Origin of the sequence: Kaistia adipata DSM 17808 (assembly GCF_000423225.1) — a bacterium.
GTDB classification, from domain to species: Bacteria; Pseudomonadota; Alphaproteobacteria; order Rhizobiales; family Kaistiaceae; genus Kaistia; species Kaistia adipata.
The window spans coordinates 382,681-407,851 of record NZ_AUHO01000007.1; the positions used below are offsets into that span (position 1 = coordinate 382,681).

Sequence of the window (25,171 nt, forward strand, 5' to 3'; positions counted from 1 at the left end):
CAAGCCGCCGTCTCGATAGCGCGGCAGTCTACGAGCCGCGCCGCTCGCCGTAAAGCGGCGGCCAATGCCGGTGGACAACGCTAAGTACCTTGGAATGAATGGAAATTAGCCGCGACAGCATCGCCGTGTGATGGTGATCACAGAGTTGGGATCGCGCTTCTTAGCGTTCGCCGAGCGCCGAAAGCGCTGTCACGGCGGCCGAGGCGCGGTTCTCGACGCCGAGCTTCTGGTAGACCTGCTCGAGGTGCTTGTTCACGGTGCGCGGCGACAGGCCGAGGATCTCGGCGATGTCGCGGTTCGATTTTCCGCGCGCGATCCACAGCAGCACCTCGGCCTCGCGCTGGGTGACCGTGAACTGGCGGCGCAACAGCGCCTCCTGGTCGCTGTCGTCCTCGCTCGACAGGCGGAACAGGAACTCGTCCTTGCCGGTCTTGCCGAGGAAGGCGAGCTGCAATTGCCGGCCGCCCTCGACGGGGATCGGGCCGGGCTGGCTGGTGCCGCCGCGCTCGCCGGCCGAGACGCGCAGCCAGATGCGGATGCTCTCCGGCAGGCGGATGTTGCCGTCCGAGCTTGGCAGCGTCGCTTCCAGCAGCTTCACCGCCTGCGGCGTGCACCAGCGGATCTCGCCCTCGCGGTTGGCGGCGAGCAAATAGCGCCCGGCCGTGTCGAGCGCGAGGCGCGCGCTCTGCGCCGTGCGGGCATTGGCGAGATGGACGCGGATGCGGGCGAGCAGCACGTCGAGCACGATCGGCTTGGTGACATAATCGACGCCGCCCGCCTCCAGCCCCTCCAGCACGTGCTCGGTCTCCGACAGGCCGGTCATGAAGATGACGGGCACATGCGCCAGCGCCGTGTTCGCCTTCAGCCGGCGGCAGGCCTCGAAGCCGTCCATGCCGGGCATCACCGCGTCCATCAGCACGATGTCCGGCGTGATCCGCTCGACCAGCGTCAGCGCCCGCGCGCCGGATGTCGCGACCAGCACGGTGGCGCCGGAACGCTCCAGCGCCTCGGTCAAGAAGCTCAGCGTCTCCGGCGAATCGTCGACGACCAGGACGATGTCGCGGCCATGCGTCGTTTCACTCATGGCTCGCTCACCTCCTCCAGTGTCGCCTGGTAGCCGTCGAAGTCGAAGTTCCGGAGGTGTCCGCGCAGCACCGTCACGAAAGGCTGGTTGTCCGCGTTGGCGAAAAGCGCGTCCAGCTTCGCCTCGATGCCGCGGACATAGCCGATCTGGCCGAGGTCGAGAAGCTCGCGGACATGGTCGGCGCCGGGGCTCCGGAGCGGCGCCGCTTGCGGTTCGGGCTTCGGCGCCGGCGGCTCGTCGATCCAGTCGAGCTGCAGCAGCGCCTGGATGCGGTCGAGCAATTGCCGCACATCAAACGGCTTCGGCAGCGCCGCGTCATGCGCCGCGTCCTCGGCCGGCTCCGGCTGCATCTCGCCGAGGCTCGCCGACAGCATGACGATTGGCGCGGCATGGCCGTTCTCCCGGAGCTTCCGCGCCAGCTCGAAGCCGGTCATGCCGGGCATCGAGATGTCGAGCAGGAAGAGGTCGGGCCTTATGTCGGCCGTCAGCGCCAGGCAGGCGGGGCCGTCGCCGACGGCGAGCACCGTGAAGCCGAGCGGCTCCAGGATCTGGCGCACCAGCTCGCGATGATCGGGGTCGTCGTCGGCGACGAGAATGACGCGGCGCTGGCCCTGATAGCCGAACACCCGCTTTGCCGGCGAGGGCAGCGGCGCCGGCCGGTTGACGGCCGCCAGCATGACCCGCACCTCGAAATGGCTGCCGATACCGGGTGCGCTGGCGAGCCGGATGTCGCCGCCCATCAGCTGCGCCAGCATCTTGGTGATGGTGAGCCCGAGCCCGGTGCCGGGCGCGGCCAGCGCCTGGGCGCCATTGCCGCGCTCGAACGGCTCGAAGATGCGGTCGAGGTCCTCGGTCGCGATGCCGGGGCCGGTATCCTCGACGGTGAGCGTCGCGATCTGGCTGCGATAGGCGACACGGAAGGTGACGCTGCCTCGATCCGTGAACTTGATCGCGTTGGAGAGCAAGTTGACGAGGATCTGGCGCAGCCGCTTCTCGTCGGTCGCCACCACTTCCGGTAACAGCTCCGGCCGATCGAAGCGGAAGGCGAGGCCCTTCGCCTCGGCCTGGAAGCGGAACATGTCGACCAGCTGGTCGAGGAAATCGCCAAGACGGATCTCGTCGCGCTGCAGCCGCAGCCGCCCCGTCTCGATGCGCGAGATCTCGAGCAGCCCGTCGATCAGGCCGGAGAGATGCTCGGCGCTGCGGCGGATGACGCTGATATTGCCCTGGCGCGTCGGCGGGATCGCCTCGTCGCGCTCCAGGATCTGCGCATAGCCGAAGACGGCATTGAGCGGCGTGCGCAGTTCATGGCTCAAGCCGACCAGATAGCGGCTCTTCGCCTGGTTGGCGGATTCGGCGACTTCCTTGGCGCGCTGCAGCTCGGCGTCGGTCTTCCGGTGCGCCTCGATCTCGCGCAGCAGTAGCGTCGTCTGCCGCGCCGATTCCTCCTGCGCCACGTGCCGGCTCTCGTTGGCCAGCACGAGGAACCAGGCGGCGATGCCGGAGACGATCAGCAGGATGAAGAAGGCCGCCCAGAGCGTCTGGCCGATGATGTCGCCAAAGCCGCTTTCGTGCACGTTCTGATAGGACGTCGCCTGCACGTGGATCAGCAGCAGCACCAGGCTGATCACCGCCATGAACAGCGTCAGCACGCCGGCATATTGCACGACCCGGGGCCCGACGCGGGCCGCGACCTCGCTCGGCAGCACCTTGGCAGCGGCGATGCTGACCTGGTTCTGCAGCCGTGCGTGGGGCTTGCAGAGGTCGTGGCAGCGGGCGTCGAGCGAACAGCAGAGCGAGCAGATCGGCCCGGAATAGGCCGGGCAATAGGCAGTGTCTTCGGGCTCGAAATGGTGTTCGCAGACGGTGCAGCGGATCTCCTTCATCTCGTGCCAATGCGCGCGCGGCTTTCGCGCGAGGTAGTAGCGGCCGCCCGTGCCCCAGGCGATCAGGGGCGCCGCCACAAGCGCTGCGCCGAGCGCGATGAACGGCGCGAAGGCCTGCGCCACGGCGCCGGCGAGGCCGACCGCCGCCATCAGGCCGAGCGCGGTGGCGATCGCCATGGCGCCGACGCCGACCGGGTTGATGTCGTAGAGGTGGGCGCGCTTGAACTCGATCCCCGGCGGCGACAGGCCGAGCGGCTTGTTGATGGCGAGATCGGCGACGATCGTGCCGAGCCAGGCGACGGCGACGACGGAGAACAAGCCGAGCGTCTGCTCCAGCGCCCGGTAGATGCCGAGTTCCATCAGGAGCAGCGCGATCGCGACGTTGAAGATCAGCCAGACGACGCGGCCGGGATGGCTGTGGGTTAGCCGTGAGAAGAAGTTCGACCAGGCGAGCGAACCCGCATAGGCGTTCATCACGTTGATCTTGAGCTGCGAGACGACGACGAAGGCGGCCGTCAGGAACAGGGCCGCGTCGGGCCAGGGCAGCACGTAGCCGAAGGCGACGACATACATCCGCGCCGGCTCGGCGGCATGCTCGACCGGCACGCCGTGCCGCAGCGCCAGCACGGCGAGGAAGGAACCGAACAGGAGCTTCGGCGCGCCGACGAGGATCCAGCCGGCGCCGGCGAGCAATGTCGCGATGCGGCCGCGCTTGCCCTCGAGGCCCGTCGCCGGCAGGAAGCGGAGAATGTCGACCTGCTCGCCGATCTGCGGCATCAGGCCGAGGATCACCGAGCAGGCGGCGCCGAGCGAGATCAGGCCGAAGGCCGGGTTCGCCTCCGTCGGTGCCGGGCCCTCGAAGGCGAGCCAGGCCGTGACGGCGCCGGGCTCCTGCCAGAGGATGAAGCCGACCGGCAGGATGTTGAGGATGATCCAGAGCGGCTGGGTGAAGATCTGGAAGCGGCTGATCCAGGTGATGCCGTGCGTCACCAGCGGGATCACCACCACCGCGCTCAATATGTAGCCGAGCCAGATCGGAATGCCGAAGGCGATCTCCAGCGCCGTCGTCATGATCGAGGCTTCGATCGCGAACAGGATGAAGGTGAAGGTGGCGTAGATCAGCGAGGTGACGGTCGAGCCGATGTAGCCGAAGCCGGCGCCGCGGGTCAGCAGGTCGATGTCGACGCCGTAGCGCGAGGCGTAGCGGGCGATCGGCAGGCCGGTCAGCAGCAGCACGATGCCGACGATCGCGGTGGCGTAGATGGTGGTGATGGTGCCGTGCGACAGCGTGATCGCGCCGCCGATCGCCTCCAGCGCCAGGAACGAGATGGCGCCGATCGCGGTCTGCGCGACGCGCGGCGTGGTCCAGCGCCGCGCGCTCTTGGCGGTGAAGCGGAGCGCGTAGTCCTCCAGCGTCTGGTTGGCGACCCAGCGATTGTAGTCACGGCGGACGGGGAGGATCCGCTGTCGTCCGGCCATCGCGATCTGCTCATCTTCTGGGCTTGCCTAGTAATTGAGCGAAGATGCGCGATCCCGCGCTGCGGCGCAAGAGGAACGGTGGTGATTGGAGGCGGGGCACCGGCCCATTCACCGCTCGAACGAGGCCGCCCGCCCCACACTCGCCGTCATCCCGGCCTCCGAGCCGGGATCCATCCGGCCGGGTTGCCTGTCGTCGGCGCGCAATAGCGCAGGCCCTAGGCTGAATGGATTCCTGCTTTCGCAGGAATGACGGAGGTTTCTTTTGGCGGGAGGGCGCTGTTTCGTCGCCGCGCCTTCTTGGACGACGGCAGGCGTTCGCCATTAGGCCGCGACGCCAGCCCCACGCTCGCCGTCATCCCGGCCCCCGAGCCGGGATCCATCTATCCGCGCCTCGCCGCCGGGGTCCGTGGCGCGAACCGTTCGAGGCTTCGGCTGAATGGATCCTCGCCTTCGCGAGGATGACGGAGTTCCGCAGGCGGGAAGCGGCTTCTTCACCTCTCCCATGGAGAGAGGCCGACGGCAGGCGTTTGCCGTTAGGCCGCGACGCCGGCCAAGCCCTCCGCAGTCATCCCGGCCTCCGAGCCGGGATCCATCGATCCGCGCCTCGCCGCCGGGGTTCGTGGCGCGAACCGTTCGAGGCTTCGGCTGCATGGATCCTCGCCTTCGCGAGGATGACGGTACGCCTCCGCCCTTCCGGAAGAGGACCATCCGCCCAGCCCGACCCCGTCCGATCTACGTCAATCGACGTATATGCTGCACTGCCGAAACTGCCGAGACTTGCCCCCAAGAACGCGATCGGCCCACTCCGGAAATCCCGCCGATCCCGTTCCACGATGTTCGCACAGAAACCGCCCGATCCGGCGCGCCCCGCCGGACAAAGGGCCGAACAGGGGGACTAGCAACCGATGCTGAACTATGTGAGCCGGACCATCGGCGCGCTTGCGACGGCAGCCATGATCGGCGCCGGCGTGACCGGCGCCGTCGCCGCGGAGGAGACGATCAAGGTCGGCGTCCTCCATTCGCTGTCGGGCACGATGGCGATCTCCGAAACCACGCTCAAGGACACCGTCCTCTTCCTGATCGACGAGCAGAACAAGAAGGGCGGCGTGCTGGGCAAGAAGCTCGAGGCGGTCGTCGTCGACCCGGCCTCGAACTGGCCGCTCTTCGCCGAGAAGGCGCGCGAGCTGATCAGCCAGAACAACGTCTCGGTCGTTTTCGGCTGCTGGACCTCGGTCTCCCGCAAGTCGGTACTGCCGGTGTTCAAGGAGCTGAACTCGATCCTGTTCTACCCCGTCCAGTATGAGGGCGAGGAGAGCGAGCGGAACGTCTTCTACACCGGCGCCGCGCCGAACCAGCAGGCGATCCCGGCCGTCGACTATCTGATGAGCGAGGAAGGCGGCGCCGTGAAGCGCTGGGTGCTCGAAGGCACCGACTACGTCTATCCGCGCACCACCAACAAGATCCTCGAGGCGTACCTGAAGTCGAAGGGCGTCGCCGCCGAGGACATCATGGTCAACTACACGCCGTTCGGCTTCTCCGACTGGCAGACCGAAGTCGCGGCGATCAAGAAGTTCGGCTCCGCCGGCAAGAAGACCGCCGTCGTCTCGACCGTCAACGGCGACGCCAACGTGCCGTTCTACAAGGAGCTCGGCAACCAGGGCATCAAGGCGACCGACATCCCGGTCGTGGCCTTCTCGGTCGGCGAGGAAGAGCTGGCCGGCATCGACACCAAGCCGCTCGTCGGCCATCTCGCCGCCTGGAACTACTTCCAGTCCGTCGACACGCCGGAGAACGAGGAGTTCATCAAGAAGTGGCGCGCCTTCATCGGCAACGAGAAGCGCACCACCAACGACCCGATGGAAGCGACCGTCATCGGCTTCAACGCCTGGGTGAAGGCGGTCGAGAAGGCCGGCACCACCGAGCCGGACGCGGTGATCGACGGCCTGATCGGTGTCTCCGTGCCGAACCTGACCGGCGGCTTCTCCACCATCATGCCGAACCACCACATCACCAAGCCCGTCTATATCGGCGAAATCCAGGAAGACGGCCAGCTCGACGTGGTGTGGCAGACCCCCGGCCTGGTGGTGGGCGACGAATGGTCCGACTACCTGCCGGACTCGAAGGACCTGATCGCCGATTGGCGCGCCCCGATGTCCTGCGGCAACTTCAATGTCGCGACCGGCAAGTGCGGCGGCAAGGGTTCCTGACCCCCGCCACAAGACCCGAGAAGACGGGAGGCGGCGCGTCCGCCTCCCGCATCATTCCGAAGGGACTGCCCGACGCATCCCACGACCCAGCAGGGCTCCGCGCCCGAGGACAAATCCGTGGTCGACATGATCCAACGCTTCAAGGCCCTTCTCGCCATCCTGGCTCTCGTCCTCGTCGCCGCCATGCCGGCCCGCGCGGATGATCTGAAGCCGCTGGTCGACGGGCTCGGCAAGAACGGCTATGCGGCGCTGCGCGAGGCTATCGGCGCGCTGGCGGCGACCGGCGATCCGGCCGTGGCGCCCGTGCTGCAGGCGCTCGGCGCCGGCGATCTCTATGTGCGGAAATCCGATCGCGCCGTCTTCGCCGCGACCAAGGCGGATGGCGGCTTCGCCCTCAAGGATCCGCTCACCGGCGCCGACGCCGGCACAGCCGGTTCGCGCGACGTCGAGAAGATCAGGGTCAACAACGCGGTGCGCGAGGCGGTGACATCAGCGCTTGGCTCGCTGACGCTGATGAGCGCCGATCCGGCCAAGCGCCGCGCCGCGGCGGCGGATGTGTTTAGGAACAGCGACCCCGCGCAGATCCCGCTGATCGACCAGGCGATATCAAAGGAGACCGACGCGGGCATCGCGACGACGCTGCAGATGGCGCGCGCCGCGGCCGTGCTGAAGTCGGACGCTCCCGACGCTGAGAAGGTCGCGGCGATCGCCGCGCTGCAGGCGAAAGGCGGCCGCGACGTGCTGGCGCAACTGACCGCGATCGAGGCCTCGGCGCCGGACGGCGCGGTCAAGGCGGCGGCGCAGACCGCGATCACCTCGATCCAAGGCACGCTCAAGCTCTGGGACGGCGCGCAGAACATCCTCTACGGCATCTCGCTCGGCTCGGTGCTGCTTCTGGCGGCAATCGGCCTCGCCATCACCTTCGGCGTGATGGGCGTCATCAACATGGCGCATGGCGAGATGGTCATGATCGGCGCCTACACGACCTTCGTCGTGCAGGAACTGATCCGCAACAACATGCCCTGGCTGTTCGACTGGTCGCTCGCCATCTCGCTGCCGCTCGCCTTCCTCGTCGCCGGCCTGGTCGGCGTGCTGATCGAGCGCATGGTGATCCGCTATCTCTACGGGCGCCCGCTCGAGACGCTGCTCGCCACCTGGGGCGTGTCGCTGATCCTGCAGCAGGCGGTGCGCACCTGGTTCGGTCCGAACAACCGCGAGGTCGGCAATCCGTCCTGGATGTCGGGCGCCTTCGAGCTCGGCAACCTGACCATCACCTACAACCGCATGTGGATCGTCGTCTTCGCGCTGGTCGTCTTCGCGACGCTGATGCTGGTGCTGAAGCGCACGCCCTTCGGCCTGCAGACCCGCGCCGTGACGCAGAACCGGCCGATGGCGTCCTCGATGGGCATCCGCACGCCCTGGGTCGACGCGCTCACCTTCGGCCTCGGCTCGGGCATTGCCGGCATCGCCGGCGTGGCGCTCAGCCAGATCGACAATGTCAGTCCCAATCTCGGCCAGGGCTACATCATCGACTCATTCATGGTCGTCGTGTTCGGCGGCGTCGGCAATCTCTGGGGCACGCTGGTCGGCGCCTTCACGCTCGGCATCGCCAACAAGTTCCTCGAGCCCTATGCCGGCGCGGTTCTCGGCAAGATCCTGGTCCTCGTCTTCATCATCCTGTTCATCCAGAAGCGCCCGCGCGGCCTGTTCGCGCTGAAGGGCCGGGCGGTGGAGGCATGATTGCCCGGATGATCGCCGCGGCTGCGGCAGCCGCCAAACCCTCATCCGGCTCCGCGAGCCGACCTCTCCCTCGGGGAGAAGGCAAGAAAGGGCTCCCGACATGGTGACAAACTTCCTCCTGCGCGCACTCGACCGCCGCACCGCGATCGTGCTGATCGCCATCCTCGGCGTTGGCATCCTCTTGCCGGTGCTCAACCTGGCGACGGATCCGTCGAGCCCGTTCCACGTGCCGACCTATGTGCTGACGCTGCTCGGCAAGTACCTGACCTATGCGCTGCTGGCACTCGCGGTCGATCTCGTCTGGGGCTTCTGCGGCATCCTCTCGCTCGGCCACGCCGCCTTCTTCGCGCTCGGCGGCTATGCCATGGGCATGTACCTGATGCGCCAGATCGGCGATCGCGGCACCTATGGCAATCCGCTGCTGCCGGATTTCATGGTGTTCCTGAACTGGAAGGAGCTGCCCTGGTTCTGGACCGGCTTCGACCATTTCTGGTTCGCCGCGATCCTGGTGCTCCTGGTGCCGGGCATCCTCGCCTTCGTCTTCGGCTGGTTCGCGTTCAGGAGCCGCGTCACCGGCGTCTATCTCTCGATCATCACCCAGGCGATGACCTATGCGCTGCTGCTCGCCTTCTTCCGCAACGACATGGGCTTCGGGGGTAACAACGGGTTAACGGACTTCAAGGAGATACTGGGCTTCGACATCCAGGCGGATACGACGCGCGGCGCGCTGTTCTTCGCCTCGGCGCTGGCGCTCGCCGCCGGGTTCTGGATCTGCCGCGCCGTGATCGCCTCGAAGTTCGGCAAGGTGCTGGTCGCCGTCCGCGACGCCGAGAGCCGGACCCGCTTCATCGGCTACCGGGTCGAGGGCTACAAGCTCCTCGTCTGGACGCTCTCGGCCATGATGGCCGGCGTCGCCGGCGCGCTCTACGTGCCGCAGATCGGCATCATCAATCCCGGCGAGTTCGCACCCGCCAATTCGATCGAGGCTGTGATCTGGGTGGCGGTCGGCGGCCGCGGCACGCTGATCGGCCCGATCGTCGGCGCGCTGCTCGTCAGTTTCGGCAAGACCTGGTTCACCAGCGGCATGCTCGCCGAATACTGGCTGTTCGTGCTCGGCGGCCTGTTCGTGCTCGTCACCCTGTTCCTGCCCAAGGGCGTCGTCGGCACGTTCCTGGCGCGCGACCGGAAGAAGCCGGCCGAGAAGCCGATCGAGGACGTCGTGGCGCCCGGCGCCGTCGGCCAGGCAGCGGAGTAAGGCGAATGACCAGCACGATCGAACCCGTCGCCCATGCCAAGGCCAAGGATTCGCTGCTCTATCTCGACGGCGTCAGCGTTTCCTTCGACGGCTTCAAGGCGCTGCGGGGCCTGTCGCTGGTGATCGAGCCTGGCGAGATGCGGGCGATCATCGGCCCGAACGGCGCCGGCAAGACGACGATGATGGACGTCATCACCGGCAAGACCAAGCCGGATTCGGGCGACGTCTATTTCGCCGGCGACACCGACCTGACCCGGCTCGACGAGGCGGCGATCGCCTCGCTCGGCATCGGTCGCAAGTTCCAGAAGCCGACCGTGTTCGAGAGCCACACGGTGTGGGACAATATCGACCTGGCGCTGGCCGGCGACCGCAAGCCCTTCGCCACCCTGTTCCACCGCACCTCGCAGGCCGAGATCGCGCGGGTGGAGGAAATCCTCGATACGATCCGCCTGACCGACAAGCGCGACTGGCTCGCCGCCAATCTCTCGCATGGCCAGAAGCAGTGGCTGGAGATTGGCATGCTCCTGGCGCAGGAGCCGAAGCTGCTGCTCGTCGACGAGCCGGCGGCGGGCATGACCGATGCCGAGACGGCCGAGACGGCGATCCTGCTCCAGGAGATCGCCAGGACAAAGTCGGTCGTCGTCGTCGAGCACGACATGACCTTCGTGCGCGACCTCGGGGTCAAGGTGACCGTGCTGCATGAGGGCTCCGTCCTTTCGGAGGGCTCCCTCGACGCGGCCTCCGCCGACCCCAAGGTCATCGAAGTCTATTTGGGGCGGTAGCGATGGCGCGGAAGTCCACCGGCCAACGCCCCGCTGATCTGCAGCCGGAACCGTTGCAGCGGGCTTCGCAGGATGAGCCGAAAAAATCACGGCGCGCCGCCGCCTGGAGCCTCGCTCTGGCGAGATGGGCGGAAGCGTCGGAAGAGCCGGAAGCCGGGAAGGGCTGATCATGCTGGAAGTCAGGAACGTCGATCTTCACTATGGCGCCGCGCAGGCGTTGCGCCATGTCTCGCTGACCGCCGAAATCGGCCAGGTGACCTGCCTGATGGGGCGGAACGGCGTCGGCAAGACGAGCCTGTTGCGGGCGGTCGTCGGGCAAAAGCCGATCTCGGGCGGCGAGATCCTGTGGGAGGGCAAGCCGCTCGGCCGCATGGCACCGCACGAGCGGGCCAAGGCTGGCATCGCCTATGTGCCGCAGGGGCGCGAGGTGTTCCCGTTGCTCTCGGTGAAGGAAAACCTCGAGACAGGCTATGCGCCGCTGCCGCGGCGTGAACGCCACGTTCCCGACTATGTCTTCGATCTGTTTCCGGTGCTGAAGGACATGCTGCGCCGGCGCGGCGGCGACCTGTCAGGCGGTCAGCAGCAGCAATTGGCGATCGGGCGCGCGCTGGTGACGCGGCCGCGCCTTCTCGTCCTCGATGAGCCGACGGAGGGCATCCAGCCGTCGATCATCAAGGACATAGGCCGCGCGATCGAATGGTTGCGCGCACAGGGGACCATGGCGATCCTCCTGGTCGAGCAATATTTCGATTTCGCGCATGAACTGGCCGATCGTTTCGCTGTGATGGATCGCGGCGAGATCGTCGTTTCGGGCACGCAATCCGAAATGGGCTCGGAACAAGTCCGCGCCCACCTCACCGTATGAAGCAACGCTCCATCGCCTCAAGATCGCGGGCCCGCGTGGTCCGCGGATCGGCCTTGCGCTCCAGCTTGCGATAGAGCGCGCGGATATCGTCTGAATGCACGCCGTCACTCGCCATGAGCATCGCGATGATGGGCTCGTGCAGCAGTTCGTTGAGTGACGCCTCCCGTGGGAAGCAGGCGGTGGAAACGTCCATGACGGTTTCTCCTGATCTCGCTTCTAGCCTCATACTAAACAGGTTTTTGCGTGGGTTTTATGACGCCGGTCACAAGCGGGGTTCACATTCGCTTGAGGCCGGCGGGCCGTCGCGCCTGTGAACCCTACGTGTTGGTTTGCCGAGGAAATTCAACGGCAGTCGGCAGACAAAACGCCGGGCGTGATGATCGTGCCCGCGACGGCGAAGCCTGCGCTGCCGGACTGGTCCAGCGTTGTGCCGTCCATGGTGATGTCGCTCGACGACATGATGACCATCAGGTCCATCGTCCGCTCGGCCATGGAGTCGTCGATCGTCAGGTTGCGGATCGACGCATCCTGGATGCCGACGAACTGGACCGCCTCGCGCCGCGTATTGCTGACCGAGACGTTCTCGGGGGTCAGGCCGGTCGTCGGATTGGGGGCGTATTTCTGCCAGTCGTCGTCGATATGAACTGGGCGTTGGCGAAGATGCCGTAGGTGACGTTCGAGATCTCGTGGATCGTCATGTCGGTGGCCGAAAACAGCGAGATCGCCGTACTGTGCCGGGATTTGAAGCAAAACCGCCCGGCTATCGTTGCCGGGCGGTACAGATTCGAATCAAGTTTTTGAAAACAAATATTTTTTCGAGTTGGACTGACGTGAGACTACGCAGCAGCAGCCGCCTGTGCGACGGCGAAGGCGGCCACCAGCTTGGCGGCGCGCTCGCCGATTTCGGCGGCCGTCATGCCGGGCTTGTAGATGTTCGAGCCGATGCCGAATCCGGCGCAACCGACCTTGATGAAGTCGGCGAAGTTGCCCTCGTTGGCGCCGCCGACGGCGAGCACCGGGACATGCTTCGGCAGAACCGCCTTCATCGCCTTGATGCCGGCGGTGCCGATCAGTTCGGCCGGGAAGAACTTGAGCGCGTCGGCGCCCGCGGCGAGCGCCGCGAAGGCCTCCGTCGGCGTGAATACGCCGGGATAGGAGACCATGCCGAGCGCCTTCGTTTTGCGGATGACGGCAGGGTCGGCGTTCGGGGACACAATGAGTTCGCCGCCGATGTCCTTGACCGCCTGGACCTGTTCCTCGGTCAGCACGGTACCGGCGCCGACCTTGGCGCGGCCGGCGGCGCGCTTCACCATCCGCTCGATCGAGACGAGCGGATCGGGCGAATTGAGCGGTACTTCGATCAGCGTGATGCCGGCCGCGACCAGCGCGTCGAAGGCCGCATCGGCCTCCTCCGGCTTGATGCCGCGCAGGATGGCGATGATGGGAACGTGGTTGCCGAAGAGGGGATGGGTCATGACAATCGTTTCTTGGCGGGATTTCAGATGAGGCCGTTGGCGCGGGCGATGCGGACGAGGCCGCGGCGGACCAGCGCGCCGCCGTCGCGGGTCTCGGCGGCGTGGCCGGCGACGCCGAAGGCGGCGTGATAGGAGCGCGCCAGCGTGCGCGAGCCGATGATGCGGATCGGCCGGTCGGAATCGAGCAGGCCGACCTGGCGGGCCGCCGCGATCTCGCCGCCGATGACCAGGCCGGAGAGGTAGGCGAGGTTGTCATCGCCCGAGACGCCGTCCAGCAACTGCCGGACCCGGACCGAGAAGATCGCGGCGAGGAAGGGCAGGCCCTCCAGCACGCTGCGGCGAACCGCGAGCGCGAAGTCGGCCGAGCCGGCGATATCGTCGGAATCCTCGGCCACCGAGTGCCGCAGCAGCGACTTGCGTGCCAGGAGCTCGAACACCTCGCCGGTCAGGAAGGTCTGGAACGTCGTGATCGTGCCGTTCTCGATCGCGGCCCATTTGGAATGCGTGCCGGGGAGGATGGCGATGCCGTTGAAGTCGGGCTCCTCCTCCATCAGGCCGACCAACTGGGTCTCCTCGCCGCGAATGACGTCGCCGTCGCGCGCTTCCGAGCGCAGCACCAGGCCGGGCACGATCGCCATCGGCCGATGGTCGGCGGTCTGGAACTTGAGCAGCCCGTCGGCGAGGCGGTCCGGAGAGGTCGGAACGCTGACATAGGCCGCCTCGTGCCAGCCCTGCCGGCTGCCGACCATGCCGGCCATGATCGCCGGCACCTTCGGCCAGGCGGCGACGAGCGTGTTGAACGCCTCTTCGTGGCCGACGCCGCCGAGCGCGCCGATGCCGTCCGCGCTGTCCGCCTCGGCGAGGATGGCGCCGTCCATGTCGAGCAGCATGGCGCGGCAGCGCGTGGTACCCCAGTCGACGGCGATCAGGGCGGCGTTGGCGAAGGCGGCGGGCATTCTTCTCGATCCGTTGGTTCTAGCGACGGTGGATATGGAATGGTTGTTCGATGATCGGGCGGCGCTGTCAAGGCGCGCGGCGGCGCGACAAAACGGTCCTGCACCGGGCGGACGACACGGGGAGAGGGCGATGGGGCGCGGGCTCAGTTCCGCGGCGCGGGGCCCGTCGAGGCGCGGATGACGAGATCGACCGGCCAGAGCTCGTGGATGCTCGCCGGGGCGCGGTCGCCGGCGACGAGTTCCATCAGCAGTTCCGCCACGCGCGTTCCCGCCGCCCGGATCGACGAGCGCGTCGTCGATAGCGTGGGCACCATGGCGTCGGGGTTGAGGAAGGGGATGACGTCGTCATGCGCGATCATCGATATGTCGCGGCCGAGCTCGAGCCCGGCGGCGCGGATGGCGCGCAGCGCGCCGAGCGACATCATCATCGAGGAGACGAGGAGGGCGGTCGGGCGCGGCCGCTCGGCCAGGAAGCGGGCGGTGATCCGATAGCCCGTCTCGTCGGACATGACGCCCTCGGCGACCAGGCGCTCGTCGACTTCGACGCCATGCGCGGCCAGCGCGGCGCGGAAGCCGCGATCGCGGTCGAGCGCGAAATTGTGGCGCGTTTCGCCATTGATCAGGCCGATGCGCCGGTGGCCGAGATCGAGCAGGTGCTTGGCGGCATGGCGGAAGGCGCCTTCATTGTCGATGTCGAGCCAGGCGTAGTCGAGCGGGCTGCCGGTCCGTCCGTGCACGACGAAGGGCAGACCGAGTTCCGTCAGCAGGGCGACGCGCGGATCGTCGACGGCCGGGCTCGACAGGATGACCGCGTCGACGCGCGAGCTGACCGCCATGCGGCGATAGGTGGCCATCTCGTCGCCCGAACGCGACGGCGACAGCACGATGTCGATCTCGTCCTTCATCAGCCGCTCGCCGAGGCCCGCCTGGAACTCGACATAGTGCGGATCGAGCAGCATGTTGCGGTCGGTCGGCAGGACGATGCCGATGGCGCCGGCGCGGCCGGTGGCCAGGCGCCTGGCGCTGGCATTGGGGCGGTAGTCGTAGCGGCGCGCGGCATCGAGCACGCGCTGACGCGTCTCGGCGTTCACTTCCGGGTATCCGTTCAGCGCCCGGCTTACCGTCGTTTGCGACAGACCGAGATGCGACGCCAGTTCCTTCAGCCTCATGAAACGCAGGTCCTCCCGCGGCGTATTCAAAGCGCTTTCAACCGGTCGCGCAAGCATCTCGCCGGTCGGCGCGGCGCCGGCGGCGATTCTGTTGCGATGCGGTAGGGTCTGCTTTCGCGGAATCCTCGCGCAGGGTCAAGCAAGTACCCTGATTTATCATATGATTTTCGATATCCGGTTTGTTGCGGCGCACAGCGGCGCCCGTAGTCGCGGGGTTGACAGGCGGGCGGCTTGCCGGTTTGATTGGGGCTCAAAGCGCTTTGAGGAGGTGCGGCGATTTGAAGATCGCGCCGGCGCTTGGTGAAAGCGGAGGGACCAGGGTTCGGCGTGCTGCGTCGGGCCGCGGGCCTTCCGTCGTGGACAGTGTCTCAGGGAGGTTCCAGCAATGAATCTGCGTTCCGCGCTCTTGGCCTTCGGGGCCGGGCTCGTCTTCATGGGCGGCGCCGCGAATGCCGCCAATCTTTCGATCGTCTCGGGCGATACGGGCAACGGCCTCGCCGTGCTCCGCGAGCAGCTCGACGCCTTCGAGAAGGCGACCGGCAACAAGGTCACCATCGTGCCGATGCCGTCCTCGACGAGCGACCAGTTCGGCCAGTACAAGCTCTGGCTCGCCGCCGGCAACTCGGACATCGACGTCTACCAGACCGACGTCATCTGGGCGCCGCAGCTCTCCGACCAGCTGCTCGACCTGACCGAGGCGACGAAGGACGTGATCGGCCAGCATTTCCCGTCGATCGTCGAATCGCAGACCGTGAACGGCAAGCTCGTCGCGATGCCGCTCTTCACCGACGCGCCGGCGCTCTACTACCGCAAGGACCTGCTCGAGAAGTACGGCAAGCAGCCGCCGAAGACCTGGGACGAGCTCGCGGCGACCGCGAAGGAGGTCCAGGACAAGGAGCGTGAGGCCGGCAACAAGGACATCTGGGGCTATGTCTGGCAGGGCAACTCCTATGAGGGCCTGACCTGCAACGCGCTGGAGTGGGTCAAGTCGAACGGCGGCGGCCAGATCATCGAGGCCGACGGCTCGATCTCGATCAACAACCCGAAGGCGGCCGAGGCGATCGAACGCGCCAAGGGCTGGGTCAACACCATCTCGCCGCCGGGCGTGCTCGCCTATCAGGAAGAAGAGGCGCGCGGCGTCTGGCAGACCGGCAACGCCGTGTTCATGCGCAACTGGCCGTATGCCTACGGCCTCGGCAACGGTGCCGACTCGGCCGTGAAGGACAAGTTCGACGTTGTGCCGCTGCCGGCCGGCTCGGGCGAGGGCGCCACCTCGGCGGCGACGCTCGGCGGCTGGAACCTTGCCGTCTCGAAGTACTCGAAGAGCCCGGACGAGGCGGTCGCGCTGGTGAAGTTCCTCGCTTCGCCCGAGATGCAGAAGTTCAAGGCGCTCAAGGCCTCCAACCTGCCGACGGTGCAGGCTCTCTATGACGATGCCGACATCGCCAAGGAGCAGTCGATCATCCCGCGCTGGAAGGAAGTCTTCCAGGCCGCCGTGCCGCGTCCGTCGGCTCCGGCCAAGGTCAAGTACAACGAGGTCTCGTCCAACTTCTGGACCGCGACGCACGACACGCTGAGCGGCAACGGTTCGGCTGCCGACAACCTCGAAATGCTCGAGGCCAAGCTGGACAAGCTCAAGGGCGCCAACTGGTAAGCTATGAACGGGCCGGCCGGGTCATCGTTGACCCGGCCGGCCCTTTCGCCTCGGCGTGACGGCTCCCTTCGGAGCCGCCGCGCCGTTCTTGAGTTCCGGCCAGGTGCCGGGCCCAGCAGCGAGAGACGAGAACATGGCGGTCGCAGAGACTATTGCCGCGCCGGTCGAGGGGATGCGATCGGATCTGATGCGCCAGCGGATCCGCTCGGCCTGGATCTTCCTGGCCCCGATGCTGGCCGTGCTCGCGCTCGTCGCAGGCTGGCCGCTGGTCCGAAGCATCTATTTCTCCTTCACCGACGCATCGCTGTCGAACATCGAGGCGGCGCAGTGGATCGGCTTCGAGAACTATCTGTCGGTCACCACGCTGAAGAGCGGCCGGGTGATCTATGACGGGCTTCTCGCCGACCCGATCTGGTGGCGCGCCGTCTGGAACACCGTCCGCTTCACCATCATCTCGGTGACGCTCGAGACGATCTTCGGCACCATCGTCGCGCTGGTGCTGAACGCGGAATTCCGCGGCCGAGGTATCGTCCGCGCCGCCATCCTGATCCCCTGGGCGATCCCGACCGTCGTCTCCGCCAAGATGTGGAGCTGGATGCTGAACGACCAGTTCGGCATCATCAATGACATCCTGATGAATCTCGGCATCATCTCGAGTAAGATCGCCTGGACCGCCAATCCCGATACGGCGATGGCCGCGGTTCTGCTCGTCGACGTCTGGAAGACGACGCCCTTCATGGCGCTTCTGATCCTTGCTGGCCTGCAGATGGTGCCCGGCGATATTTACGAGGCCGCCAAGATCGATGGCGTGCATCCGGTCAAGGTGTTCTTCAAGGTGACGCTGCCGCTGATCAAGCCGGCCCTGATGGTCGCCGTGATCTTCCGCATGCTCGATGCGCTCCGGATCTTCGACCTGATCTACGTCCTGACGCCGAACAATTCCCAGACCAAGACGATGTCGGTCTATGCCCGCGAGAACCTGTTCGATTTCGACAAGTTCGCCTATGGCTCGGCCGCCGCGACCTTCCTGTTCCTGATCCTGGCGGTGATCACGGTGGTCTACATCGTCGTCGGACGGGTCAATTTCGACGGAGGCCGATAATGCTCTGGAACCTCACCAAGCAGACGGCCTTCTACGCGCTGGTCCTGCTCATCGTCTTCATCTCGGTCTTTCCGTTCTACTACGCGATCCTGACCTCGTTTAAGTCGGGCACGGATCTGTTCCGGATCGACTACTGGCCGCGGTCCTTCGCGCTCGACAACTACATCGCGGTGCTGACCACAGGCAGCTTCGTCCGCAACCTCGGCAACTCGCTGCTGGTGTCGACGGTGGTGGTGGCGATCTCGCTGGTGCTGGCGGTGACCGCCTCCTTCGCGCTGGCGCGCGTCCGCTTCCGCGGCCGCTCGCTGCTGCTCTTCACCATCCTGTCGGTGTCGATGTTCCCGCAGATCGCGGTGCTCGCCGGCCTGTTCGAGATCGTCCGCTTCTTCGGCATCTTCAACACGCCCTTCGCACTGATCTTCGCCTACATGATCTTCACGCTGCCCTTCACGGTCTGGGTGCTGACGACCTTCATGCGCGATCTTCCGATCGAGATCGAGGAAGCGGCGATCGTCGACGGCGCCTCGCCCTGGGTGATCATCACCAAGGTGTTCATGCCGCTGATGTGGCCGGCGCTGGTGACGACGGGCCTGCTCGCCTTCATCGCCGCCTGGAACGAATTCCTGTTCGCGCTGACCTTCACCTCGTCCAACGCCACGCGCACGGTGCCGGTGGCGATCGCGCTGCTCTCGGGCAGCAGCCAGTACGAGATCCCGTGGGGCAACATCATGGCCGCGTCGGTGATCGTCACCGTGCCGCTCGTGGTGCTGGTGCTGATTTTCCAGCGCAAGATCATTTCCGGCCTGACGGCCGGCGGCGTAAAGGGCTGATCGATGAACGACGTGGTTTCCGGCGGCGCAATCCTCTCGCGCGCCGCCGACGCGGACTGGTGGCGCGGCGCCGTCATCTACCAGATCTATCCGCGCTCCTTCCAGGACACGGATGGCGACGGTGTCGGTGATCTGAAGGGCATCACGGCCCGGTTGGATCACATCGCCGCGCTCGGCGTCGACGCGATCTGGATCTCGCCCTTCTTCCAGTCGCCGATGAAGGATTTCGGCTACGACGTCTCCGACTACTGCGCCGTCGATCCGCTGTTCGGCACGCTGGAGGACTTCGACAGGCTGATCGCCGAGGCGCATGCGAGAAACATCAAGGTCACGATCGACCAGGTGCTGTCGCACACCTCCGACCAGCACGCCTGGTTCAAGGAAAGCCGCTCGTCGAAGACCAATCCGAAGGCGGACTGGTTCGTCTGGGCCGACGCGAAGCCGGACGGCACGCCGCCGAACAACTGGCTGTCGATCTTCGGCGGCTCGGCCTGGGAGTGGGACACGACCCGCTGCCAGTACTACCTGCACAATTTCCTGACCTCGCAGCCGGACATCAACTTCCATTGCAAGGCGGCGCAGGACGCGCTGCTCGATAGCGTCGAGTTCTGGCTGAAGCGCGGCGTCGACGGCTTCCGCCTCGACACGGTGAACTTCTACGTCCATTCGCAGGGCCTCGAGGACAATCCGCCGTCGAAGCCGGAGGACCGCAACTCGCCCGAGGCGCCGGCGGTCAATCCGTACAACTGGCAGGATCACATCCACGACAAGAGCCAGCCGGAGAACCTCGAATTCCTGAAGCGCCTGCGCGCGCTGCTCGACCGCTATCCGGGCCAAACGACGGTCGGTGAGATCGGCGACGGCCCGCGCTCGCTGAAGACGATGGCGGCCTATACTGCCGGCGGCGACAAGCTGCACATGTGCTACACCTTCGACTTCCTGAGCCCGATCTTCACGAAGGAGCACTTCGTCAACCGGATCAAGGCGTTCGAGGCGATCGTCGGCGACGGCTGGCCGTGCTGGGCCTTCTCCAACCACGACATCGTCCGCCATGTCTCGCGCTGGACGACGGACGGCGACTATGACGGCGTCGCGAAGCTCGCCGCCGGCATCCTGCTGTCGTTGCGCGGCTCGGTCTGCCTCTACCAGGGCGAGGAGCTTGGCCTGACCGAGGCCAATATCGCCTTTGAGGACCTGCAGGATCCCTACGGCATTCGCTTCTGGCCCGAATACAAGGGCCGTGACGGCTGCCGCACCCCGATGGTGTGGGAATCGAACGGCGCCCATGCCGGCTTCTCGGCGGCCAAGCCGTGGCTGCCGGTGCCGCAGGAGCATGTCGCCCGCGCCGTCAACCGCGAGACGTCGGATCGCGCGTCGGTGCTCGCCCACTATCGCCGCATGATCGCCTTCCGCAAGGCGCACCCGGCGCTGCGCGCCGGCTCGATCGCCTTCGTGGATTCGCCGGCCGGCGTGCTCGCCTTCATCCGCGAGGCCGATGGCGAAAGGATCCTCTGCGTCTTCAATCTCGCCGCCAGCGGCGCCAGCTTCGCGGTTCCCGCCGGCATGAAGGTGGCGGCGCTGGAGGGGCACGGCTTCACGGCGACGCTCGACACGGCGGGCCGCGCGGTCAGCCTCGGCGGACGCGACGCATTCTTCGGCAAGATCGCCTGACAAGACAAAGGCACGGGAAGGAAACAGACATGGCCGGCTTGCTGCTACGCGACATCAAGAAAGCCTATGGCACCGTCAAGGTCCTGCACGGCATCGATCTCGACATCAAGTCGGGCGAGTTCATCGTCTTCGTCGGACCGTCCGGCTGTGGCAAGTCCACGCTGCTGCGCCTGATCGCCGGCCTCGAGGACATCACGTCCGGCACGCTGCAGATCGACGGCAAGGTGGTGAACCAGCTGGCGCCATCGAAGCGCGGCATCGCCATGGTGTTCCAGAGCTACGCGCTCTATCCGCACATGACCGTCTACGACAACATGGCCTTCGGCATGAAGCTCGGCGGCGGCGGCAAGGCGGAGGTCGACCAGCGCGTGCGCGAGGCGGCCGAGATCCTGCAGATCACGCCCTATCTCGACCGCCTGCCGAAGCAGCTTTCCGGCGGCCAGCGCCAGCGCGTCGCCATCGGCCGCGCCATCGTGCGCGACCCCAAGGTGTTCCTGTTCGACGAGCCGCTTTCCAACCTCGACGCGGCGCTGCGCGTGCAGACGCGCATCGAGATCAACAAGCTGCATGAGCGCATGGAAGGCGTGACGATGATCTACGTCACGCACGACCAGGTCGAGGCGATGACGCTGGCCGATCGCATTGTCGTGCTGAACGCCGGCCGGGTCGAGCAGGTCGGCGCGCCGATGGAGCTCTACCACAACCCCGACAACCTCTTCGTCGCCAAGTTCCTCGGCTCGCCGTCGATGAACACCATCCCCTGCGTCGTCGAGGCGGGCGGAGCGGAGGCGCGCGTACGGCCGAACGGCTGCGAGCCGATCCGCGTCAAGGCGGCGATTCCCGAGAGCGCTGCGGGGGCCAAGGCGACCTTCGGCGTGCGGCCGGAGGATCTCGAGATCACGACCGGCGACGACGCGCTCTTCCGTGGCACGGTGGATATCGTCGAGCATCTTGGCGAAGTGACGCTGGTCTATGTCGACATCGGCACCGACGAACCGATCGTTGCCAAGCTCGACAGCGACATTCCCTTCGCCAAGGGCGAGCCGATCGCGCTGACTTCGGCGCAGAAGCACCTGCAGGTGTTCGACGAGAAGGGTGTCGCCTACCGGCGCATCTGAGGTCGGAGAGGGCAAATCGCCATCTGTCCCGCCGCCGCGATCGCACGGCGGAGGCAGAGAATGCGGCCATCGCATCCCCGAACCTTGCGCGCGGAATTCAGCGCGCGAACGGCGCCAGCGCGCTCTGGCAGCGGCTCGACAGCGACGCCGCGTTTTCCTTCAGGCAGGCGACGACGTTGCCGCCGCCGATCGGCACGCCGCGACAATGGGTGCGCACGTCGCGGGCGCAGGACTGGCGCACGAGTGCCAGTTCCTGGCGCGGGGTGAGGGCTGCGGCCGGCGCCGGAGCGGCGGGCGCGGCCTTGGTGGCCGGGGCGGCCGTGCTCTTCGTGCCATTCGCGGCCGGTTTGCCGTCCGTCGGGGCAGGCGCCGGAGCGTCAGACGGCGCCGCCGCAGCGCCTCCCACGGCCTGCACGGCACTGCGGCAGGCGTCGGAAAGCTTGGCGGCGTTCTGTTGCAGGCAGGCGAGCGAGGCCTGGCCGCCGGGAGGCACGCTGGCGCAATAGCTGCGGTAGTCGTCCGGGCAGGCGGAGCGGATCGCCGATTGCTGGGCCTTGGTCGGGGCCTGGGCGAGCGCGCCGTTCGGCAGGCCAAAGGCGACGAGGGCGGCAAGCGCGGCGGCGCCGTGAAGCGCCGCGTTGCGGAGGCGGGGCAGGCGGATGGTCGACATGCGATCTCTCCCGTCAGGAACGTGAAGAGCGCCGCGCCGGGCGGCGATCCGGCGCCACTCTACGCGAAACATGACGTTGCGTAATCTGCCTGTCGTGGCGGAGGTGTATCCGCCCATTTCGCTCCGATCGGCAGGACCGCAGGGCCTGTGCCGCTAGCCCCTGTCGACCTCGCCGGCGGGCTCGAGCAATTCCAGTCGGTTGCCGAATGGGTCGCTGGCGTAGAAGCGGTCATAGCCGGCGAGCGGCTGGTCCTCGTTGGGGGCATAGCCGTTGGCAAGCAGTCGTTCGCGCAACGCCCCGAGATCGGCGACCCGGAAGGCGGGGTGGGCTTTTCGGGCGGGACGAAACTCTGCCTCGACGCCGAGATGGAGCTGGCGCCGGCCGGCCTGGAACCAGACGCCGCCGCGCCTGGCGAGATTGGCCGGCTTGGCCAGCTCGGGCAGGTCCAGGACCGTGCCATAGAAGTGGCGGGCGTCGTCTTCGCGGCCCTCGGGCATGGCAAGCTGGACGTGATCGATGTCGACGATGCGCATGAGCCCTCGCTTGTGTGGGCGTCGCGGCGCTGTTCGCGCCGCAACGCAGGAACCGGTCGCGGTCCGGAAGCCTTAGCGATCGAGCCGGAACACGTTCTCCGCCACGCCGGGCACGTCGCTCTGGACCGCGAACAGGCCACCGGCCAGCCGCTCGAGCGGGCCGTCGCCGCCCTGTGCCGTGGTGATGAAGAGCGTCTTCAGGTCCGGGCCGCCGAAGGTGCAGTTGGTGATGTTCGAGACCGGCATGTCGAGGATGCCGGCGACCTTGCCCTCGGGCGAGACGCGGACGACGCAGCCGCCATGGTAGCGGCAGTTCCAGACATGGCCTTCGCTGTCGATCTGCGAGCCGTCCGGCGAGCCGCGGTCGAAGCCGGAGAACCAGGGACGGTCGTTCGACACGGCGCCGGTCGCGGGATCGTAGTCGAACTGCCAGATCTCGTTCTTCATCGTGTCGCCGGTGTAGAAGCGCTTGCGCGCGACGTCCCAGCACATGGTGTTGGTGATGCCGATCGCCGACTTGATCGTGGTCACGCCGCCCTTGCCGTCGACCCGATACAGAGTGCCGGCCTGGTTGTCGGTGATGTCGACGCCGGAGCCGTCCGGGGCCACGTTGTTGAACATCGTGCCGAGGACGAGGTTGCCGAACGGATCGGGCCGGCCGTCATTGGAGCGGACGCGCGGCCAGTTCGGCTCCGGCGCCGCGAAATCGGTGCGGGTGTCGCTTTCCGGCTGCCACAGGATGACCTTGGAGCCGAGTGCCGCGATCAGCGTGCCAGCGCGATCGGTCAGGCCCAGCGTCGTCACCGGCTCGTCGAAGATCCAGTGATGCGTCGCGCCGGTGCGCGGATCATAGCGATGGACCAGATAGCGGTTGATGTCGGTCCAGTAGACGGCCTGCTCGGCGGCATTCCAGAGAACGCCTTCGCCACAGCGATCGCCGGCCGGTACAACGCAAACTGGATCGGTCATGTGCATGTTTTCCTCTCGCTCCCTTCGGGGCTCGTCCCGATGGCTGATTTCGCTTAGCGTGCGTCCTTCGCGTTCACACGCGAATCTTGTCGTGCGGATTTAATTTTGATGCTCTAATTTTTTCCCTCAACTTATGACGCGGACTGGATTAGGACACAACGCAGACCAGTGGAGGTCCGGCTGACACCGGAAAGAGGGATTTCATGACCAGTCGTATCATCGCCGTCGACCCCTTTGATCTCGTCGTCTTCGGCGCCACGGGCGATCTCGCCTACCGCAAGCTCATGCCGGCGCTCTACCATCGCCATCGCGATGGTCAGATCCCCCCGGTCGCGCGCATCATCGGCGCCTCGCGCCGCCCCATGAGCGATGAGGCCTACCAGAAGCTGACCGAAGCGGCGCTGGAGAAGTTCGTACCGGCCGACGAGCGCGAACCCGAGATGGTCGCCTCCTTCCTGCAGCGCATTTCCTATGTTGCGATCGACGCCACCGCCGAGAAGGCTGGCTGGCCCGAGCTCGCCAAGGCGCTGAAGGATGGCAAGGACCGCATCCGCGCCTTCTATCTCGCCGTGGCGCCCGATCTGTTCGGCATCATCTGCGAAGGCCTCGGCGCGCATGACCTGATTACGCCGAACACCCGCGTGATCATCGAGAAGCCGATCGGCAAGAGCCTCGCCTCCGCCAACGCGCTGAACGATTCGATCGGCAAGGTGTTCAAGGAAAGCCAGATCTACCGCATCGATCATTACCTCGGTAAGGAGACGGTGCAGAACCTGATGGCGCTGCGCTTCGCCAACGCGCTGTTCGAGCCGATCTGGAACGCCAACCACATCGACAACGTGCAGATCACGGTCGCCGAAAGCCTCGGCGTCGAAGGCCGTGCCGGCTATTACGACACCGCCGGCGCGCTGCGCGACATGGTGCAGAACCACATCCTGCAGCTGCTCTGCCTGGTCGCGATGGAGCCGCCGGGCCGCTTCGACGCCGACGCGCTGCGCGACGAGAAGCTGAAGGTGCTGCGCGCGCTGAAGCCGATCGTCGACGGCGAGGTCGACAACGTCACCGTCCGCGGCCAGTACAAGGCCGGCGCCTCGGCCGGCGGCCCGGTGCCGGGCTATCTGGAGGAGCTCGGCCGCGACGACTCCACCACCGAGACCTTCGTCGCGATCAAGGCGGAGATCGAGAACTGGCGCTGGGCAGGCGTTCCCTTCTACATCCGCACCGGCAAGCGCCTTCCGACGCGCCTGTCCGAGATCGTCGTCAACTTCAAGGCGATCCCGCACTCGATCTTCGGCGACAGCGTCGGCCAGCTCGCCTCGAACCAGCTGATCATGCGGCTGCAGCCGGACGAGGGCGTGCGGCTTTGGCTGATGATCAAGGACCCGGGCCCGGGCGGCATGCGGCTGCGCCACGTGCCGCTCGATATGAGCTTCGCCCAGACCTTCAAGGTGCGCAGCCCCGAGGCGTATGAGCGGCTGATCATGGACGTGATCCGCGGCAACGCCACTCTGTTCATGCGCCGCGACGAGGTCGAGGCGGCGTGGCAGTGGATCGATCCGATCCTCGACGGCTGGGCCGCTTCGCGCGAGGCGCCCAAGACCTACACGGCCGGCACCTGGGGCCCGTCTTCCTCGATCGCCCTGATCGAGCGCGACGGTCGCACCTGGCACGAAGAGGGCGCCTGAGCGCCTCCGGCCCTGAACCCGCGGCCATGACGGCCGCCTG

The 25,171-nt window shown here is 66.7% G+C and carries 21 protein-coding genes; 11 read left to right on the plus strand and 10 right to left on the minus strand.

The features are described 5' to 3' along the window. Positions 1 to 160: 160 nt before the first annotated feature. Both G539_RS0106775 and G539_RS0106780 read right to left on the minus strand, forming a co-directional pair. Positions 161 to 1,084, minus strand: a complete 924-nt coding sequence (locus G539_RS0106775; RefSeq protein WP_029074516.1) for a response regulator transcription factor — start codon at positions 1,082 to 1,084, stop codon at positions 161 to 163. Beyond that, positions 1,081 to 4,449, minus strand: a complete 3,369-nt coding sequence (locus G539_RS0106780) for an ATP-binding protein (RefSeq protein ID WP_029074517.1) — start codon at positions 4,447 to 4,449, stop codon at positions 1,081 to 1,083. The genes G539_RS0106775 and G539_RS0106780 overlap by 4 nt, the downstream gene beginning before the upstream one ends. 953 nt (positions 4,450 to 5,402) lie before the next feature. Between G539_RS0106780 and urtA the strand changes: the two genes are divergently transcribed. From urtA to urtE, 5 genes are all read left to right on the plus strand, one after another. Next, on the plus strand, positions 5,403 to 6,656 hold the full coding sequence (gene urtA, locus G539_RS0106785; protein WP_245576842.1) for an urea ABC transporter substrate-binding protein: 1,254 nt from the start codon (positions 5,403 to 5,405) through the stop codon (positions 6,654 to 6,656). Between the two features lie 126 nt (positions 6,657 to 6,782). Next, the gene (gene urtB / locus G539_RS0106790; RefSeq protein WP_035830700.1) at positions 6,783 to 8,396 is read left to right on the plus strand and encodes an urea ABC transporter permease subunit UrtB; all 1,614 of its coding nucleotides are present in this window, start codon (positions 6,783 to 6,785) and stop codon (positions 8,394 to 8,396) included. A 100-nt stretch (positions 8,397 to 8,496) separates the two neighbouring features. Then, complete coding sequence (gene urtC, locus G539_RS0106795) at positions 8,497 to 9,651, plus strand: urea ABC transporter permease subunit UrtC (protein ID WP_029074520.1); 1,155 nt, start codon at positions 8,497 to 8,499, stop codon at positions 9,649 to 9,651. A 5-nt stretch (positions 9,652 to 9,656) separates the two neighbouring features. Beyond that, entirely contained in the window at positions 9,657 to 10,433 is a 777-nt protein-coding gene (gene urtD, locus G539_RS0106800) for an urea ABC transporter ATP-binding protein UrtD (RefSeq protein WP_051231160.1), read from the plus strand. 169 nt (positions 10,434 to 10,602) lie between these two features. Next, entirely contained in the window at positions 10,603 to 11,298 is a 696-nt protein-coding gene (gene urtE / locus G539_RS0106805; RefSeq protein ID WP_029074522.1) for an urea ABC transporter ATP-binding subunit UrtE, read from the plus strand. Here the strand turns inward: urtE and G539_RS0106810 are convergent. The 5 genes from G539_RS0106810 to G539_RS0106830 form a co-directional block, all read right to left on the minus strand. After that, complete coding sequence (locus tag G539_RS0106810; protein ID WP_029074523.1) at positions 11,288 to 11,491, minus strand: hypothetical protein; 204 nt, start codon at positions 11,489 to 11,491, stop codon at positions 11,288 to 11,290. The two genes, urtE and G539_RS0106810, sit on opposite strands and share 11 nt — an antisense overlap. A gap of 149 nt (positions 11,492 to 11,640) precedes the next feature. Further along, positions 11,641 to 12,048: a hypothetical protein gene (locus G539_RS0106815; RefSeq protein ID WP_029074524.1), complete on the minus strand. Its 408-nt coding sequence runs from the start codon at positions 12,046 to 12,048 to the stop codon at positions 11,641 to 11,643. A gap of 86 nt (positions 12,049 to 12,134) precedes the next feature. After that, on the minus strand, positions 12,135 to 12,773 hold the full coding sequence (locus G539_RS0106820) for a 2-dehydro-3-deoxy-6-phosphogalactonate aldolase (RefSeq protein WP_029074525.1): 639 nt from the start codon (positions 12,771 to 12,773) through the stop codon (positions 12,135 to 12,137). Between the two features lie 23 nt (positions 12,774 to 12,796). Next, positions 12,797 to 13,729, minus strand: a complete 933-nt coding sequence (locus tag G539_RS0106825) for a 2-dehydro-3-deoxygalactonokinase (RefSeq protein WP_029074526.1) — start codon at positions 13,727 to 13,729, stop codon at positions 12,797 to 12,799. 143 nt (positions 13,730 to 13,872) lie between these two features. Beyond that, on the minus strand, positions 13,873 to 14,898 hold the full coding sequence (locus G539_RS0106830; protein ID WP_029074527.1) for a substrate-binding domain-containing protein: 1,026 nt from the start codon (positions 14,896 to 14,898) through the stop codon (positions 13,873 to 13,875). A gap of 385 nt (positions 14,899 to 15,283) precedes the next feature. On the opposite strand from G539_RS0106830, the gene G539_RS0106835 reads away from it, so the two are divergent. The 5 genes from G539_RS0106835 (at position 15,284) to G539_RS0106855 (ending at position 21,273) form a co-directional block, all read left to right on the plus strand. Then, positions 15,284 to 16,552, plus strand: a complete 1,269-nt coding sequence (locus G539_RS0106835; RefSeq protein WP_029074528.1) for an ABC transporter substrate-binding protein — start codon at positions 15,284 to 15,286, stop codon at positions 16,550 to 16,552. Between the two features lie 172 nt (positions 16,553 to 16,724). Then, on the plus strand, positions 16,725 to 17,654 hold the full coding sequence (locus G539_RS0106840; protein WP_084639858.1) for a carbohydrate ABC transporter permease: 930 nt from the start codon (positions 16,725 to 16,727) through the stop codon (positions 17,652 to 17,654). Next, positions 17,654 to 18,484: a carbohydrate ABC transporter permease gene (locus G539_RS0106845; protein ID WP_029074530.1), complete on the plus strand. Its 831-nt coding sequence runs from the start codon at positions 17,654 to 17,656 to the stop codon at positions 18,482 to 18,484. Before G539_RS0106840 ends, G539_RS0106845 begins: the two co-directional genes overlap by 1 nt. 3 nt (positions 18,485 to 18,487) lie before the next feature. Continuing rightward, on the plus strand, positions 18,488 to 20,155 hold the full coding sequence (gene bglA, locus G539_RS0106850) for a beta-galactosidase BglA (protein WP_051231162.1): 1,668 nt from the start codon (positions 18,488 to 18,490) through the stop codon (positions 20,153 to 20,155). A 29-nt stretch (positions 20,156 to 20,184) separates the two neighbouring features. After that, positions 20,185 to 21,273, plus strand: a complete 1,089-nt coding sequence (locus G539_RS0106855) for an ABC transporter ATP-binding protein (RefSeq protein WP_029074532.1) — start codon at positions 20,185 to 20,187, stop codon at positions 21,271 to 21,273. A 97-nt stretch (positions 21,274 to 21,370) separates the two neighbouring features. Here G539_RS0106855 and G539_RS23985 read toward each other — a convergent pair whose 3' ends face one another. The 3 genes from G539_RS23985 to G539_RS0106870 form a co-directional block, all read right to left on the minus strand. After that, complete coding sequence (locus G539_RS23985) at positions 21,371 to 21,943, minus strand: cysteine rich repeat-containing protein (RefSeq protein ID WP_051231163.1); 573 nt, start codon at positions 21,941 to 21,943, stop codon at positions 21,371 to 21,373. 153 nt (positions 21,944 to 22,096) lie between these two features. Then, positions 22,097 to 22,477, minus strand: a complete 381-nt coding sequence (locus tag G539_RS0106865) for a VOC family protein (RefSeq protein WP_029074533.1) — start codon at positions 22,475 to 22,477, stop codon at positions 22,097 to 22,099. Positions 22,478 to 22,549: 72 nt separating this feature from the next. Continuing rightward, the gene (locus G539_RS0106870; RefSeq protein ID WP_029074534.1) at positions 22,550 to 23,446 is read right to left on the minus strand and encodes an SMP-30/gluconolactonase/LRE family protein; all 897 of its coding nucleotides are present in this window, start codon (positions 23,444 to 23,446) and stop codon (positions 22,550 to 22,552) included. 203 nt (positions 23,447 to 23,649) lie between these two features. Between G539_RS0106870 and zwf the strand changes: the two genes are divergently transcribed. Next, complete coding sequence (gene zwf / locus G539_RS0106875; RefSeq protein ID WP_029074535.1) at positions 23,650 to 25,131, plus strand: glucose-6-phosphate dehydrogenase; 1,482 nt, start codon at positions 23,650 to 23,652, stop codon at positions 25,129 to 25,131. Positions 25,132 to 25,171: the final 40 nt, after the last annotated feature.

Coding starts and splice junctions, on each gene's coding strand:
- G539_RS0106775 (WP_029074516.1), bottom strand. CDS start 1,084: ATGAGTGAAACGACGCATGGCCGCGACATCGTCCTGGTCGTCGACGAT.
- G539_RS0106780 (WP_029074517.1), bottom strand. CDS start 4,449: ATGGCCGGACGACAGCGGATCCTCCCCGTCCGCCGTGACTACAATCGC.
- urtA (WP_245576842.1), top strand. CDS start 5,403: ATGATCGGCGCCGGCGTGACCGGCGCCGTCGCCGCGGAGGAGACGATC.
- urtB (WP_035830700.1), top strand. CDS start 6,783: ATGATCCAACGCTTCAAGGCCCTTCTCGCCATCCTGGCTCTCGTCCTC.
- urtC (WP_029074520.1), top strand. CDS start 8,497: ATGGTGACAAACTTCCTCCTGCGCGCACTCGACCGCCGCACCGCGATC.
- urtD (WP_051231160.1), top strand. CDS start 9,657: ATGACCAGCACGATCGAACCCGTCGCCCATGCCAAGGCCAAGGATTCG.
- urtE (WP_029074522.1), top strand. CDS start 10,603: ATGCTGGAAGTCAGGAACGTCGATCTTCACTATGGCGCCGCGCAGGCG.
- G539_RS0106810 (WP_029074523.1), bottom strand. CDS start 11,491: ATGGACGTTTCCACCGCCTGCTTCCCACGGGAGGCGTCACTCAACGAA.
- G539_RS0106820 (WP_029074525.1), bottom strand. CDS start 12,773: ATGACCCATCCCCTCTTCGGCAACCACGTTCCCATCATCGCCATCCTG.
- G539_RS0106825 (WP_029074526.1), bottom strand. CDS start 13,729: ATGCCCGCCGCCTTCGCCAACGCCGCCCTGATCGCCGTCGACTGGGGT.
- G539_RS0106830 (WP_029074527.1), bottom strand. CDS start 14,898: ATGAGGCTGAAGGAACTGGCGTCGCATCTCGGTCTGTCGCAAACGACG.
- G539_RS0106835 (WP_029074528.1), top strand. CDS start 15,284: ATGAATCTGCGTTCCGCGCTCTTGGCCTTCGGGGCCGGGCTCGTCTTC.
- G539_RS0106840 (WP_084639858.1), top strand. CDS start 16,725: ATGCGATCGGATCTGATGCGCCAGCGGATCCGCTCGGCCTGGATCTTC.
- G539_RS0106845 (WP_029074530.1), top strand. CDS start 17,654: ATGCTCTGGAACCTCACCAAGCAGACGGCCTTCTACGCGCTGGTCCTG.
- bglA (WP_051231162.1), top strand. CDS start 18,488: ATGAACGACGTGGTTTCCGGCGGCGCAATCCTCTCGCGCGCCGCCGAC.
- G539_RS0106855 (WP_029074532.1), top strand. CDS start 20,185: ATGGCCGGCTTGCTGCTACGCGACATCAAGAAAGCCTATGGCACCGTC.
- G539_RS23985 (WP_051231163.1), bottom strand. CDS start 21,943: ATGTCGACCATCCGCCTGCCCCGCCTCCGCAACGCGGCGCTTCACGGC.
- G539_RS0106865 (WP_029074533.1), bottom strand. CDS start 22,477: ATGCGCATCGTCGACATCGATCACGTCCAGCTTGCCATGCCCGAGGGC.
- G539_RS0106870 (WP_029074534.1), bottom strand. CDS start 23,446: ATGACCGATCCAGTTTGCGTTGTACCGGCCGGCGATCGCTGTGGCGAA.
- zwf (WP_029074535.1), top strand. CDS start 23,650: ATGACCAGTCGTATCATCGCCGTCGACCCCTTTGATCTCGTCGTCTTC.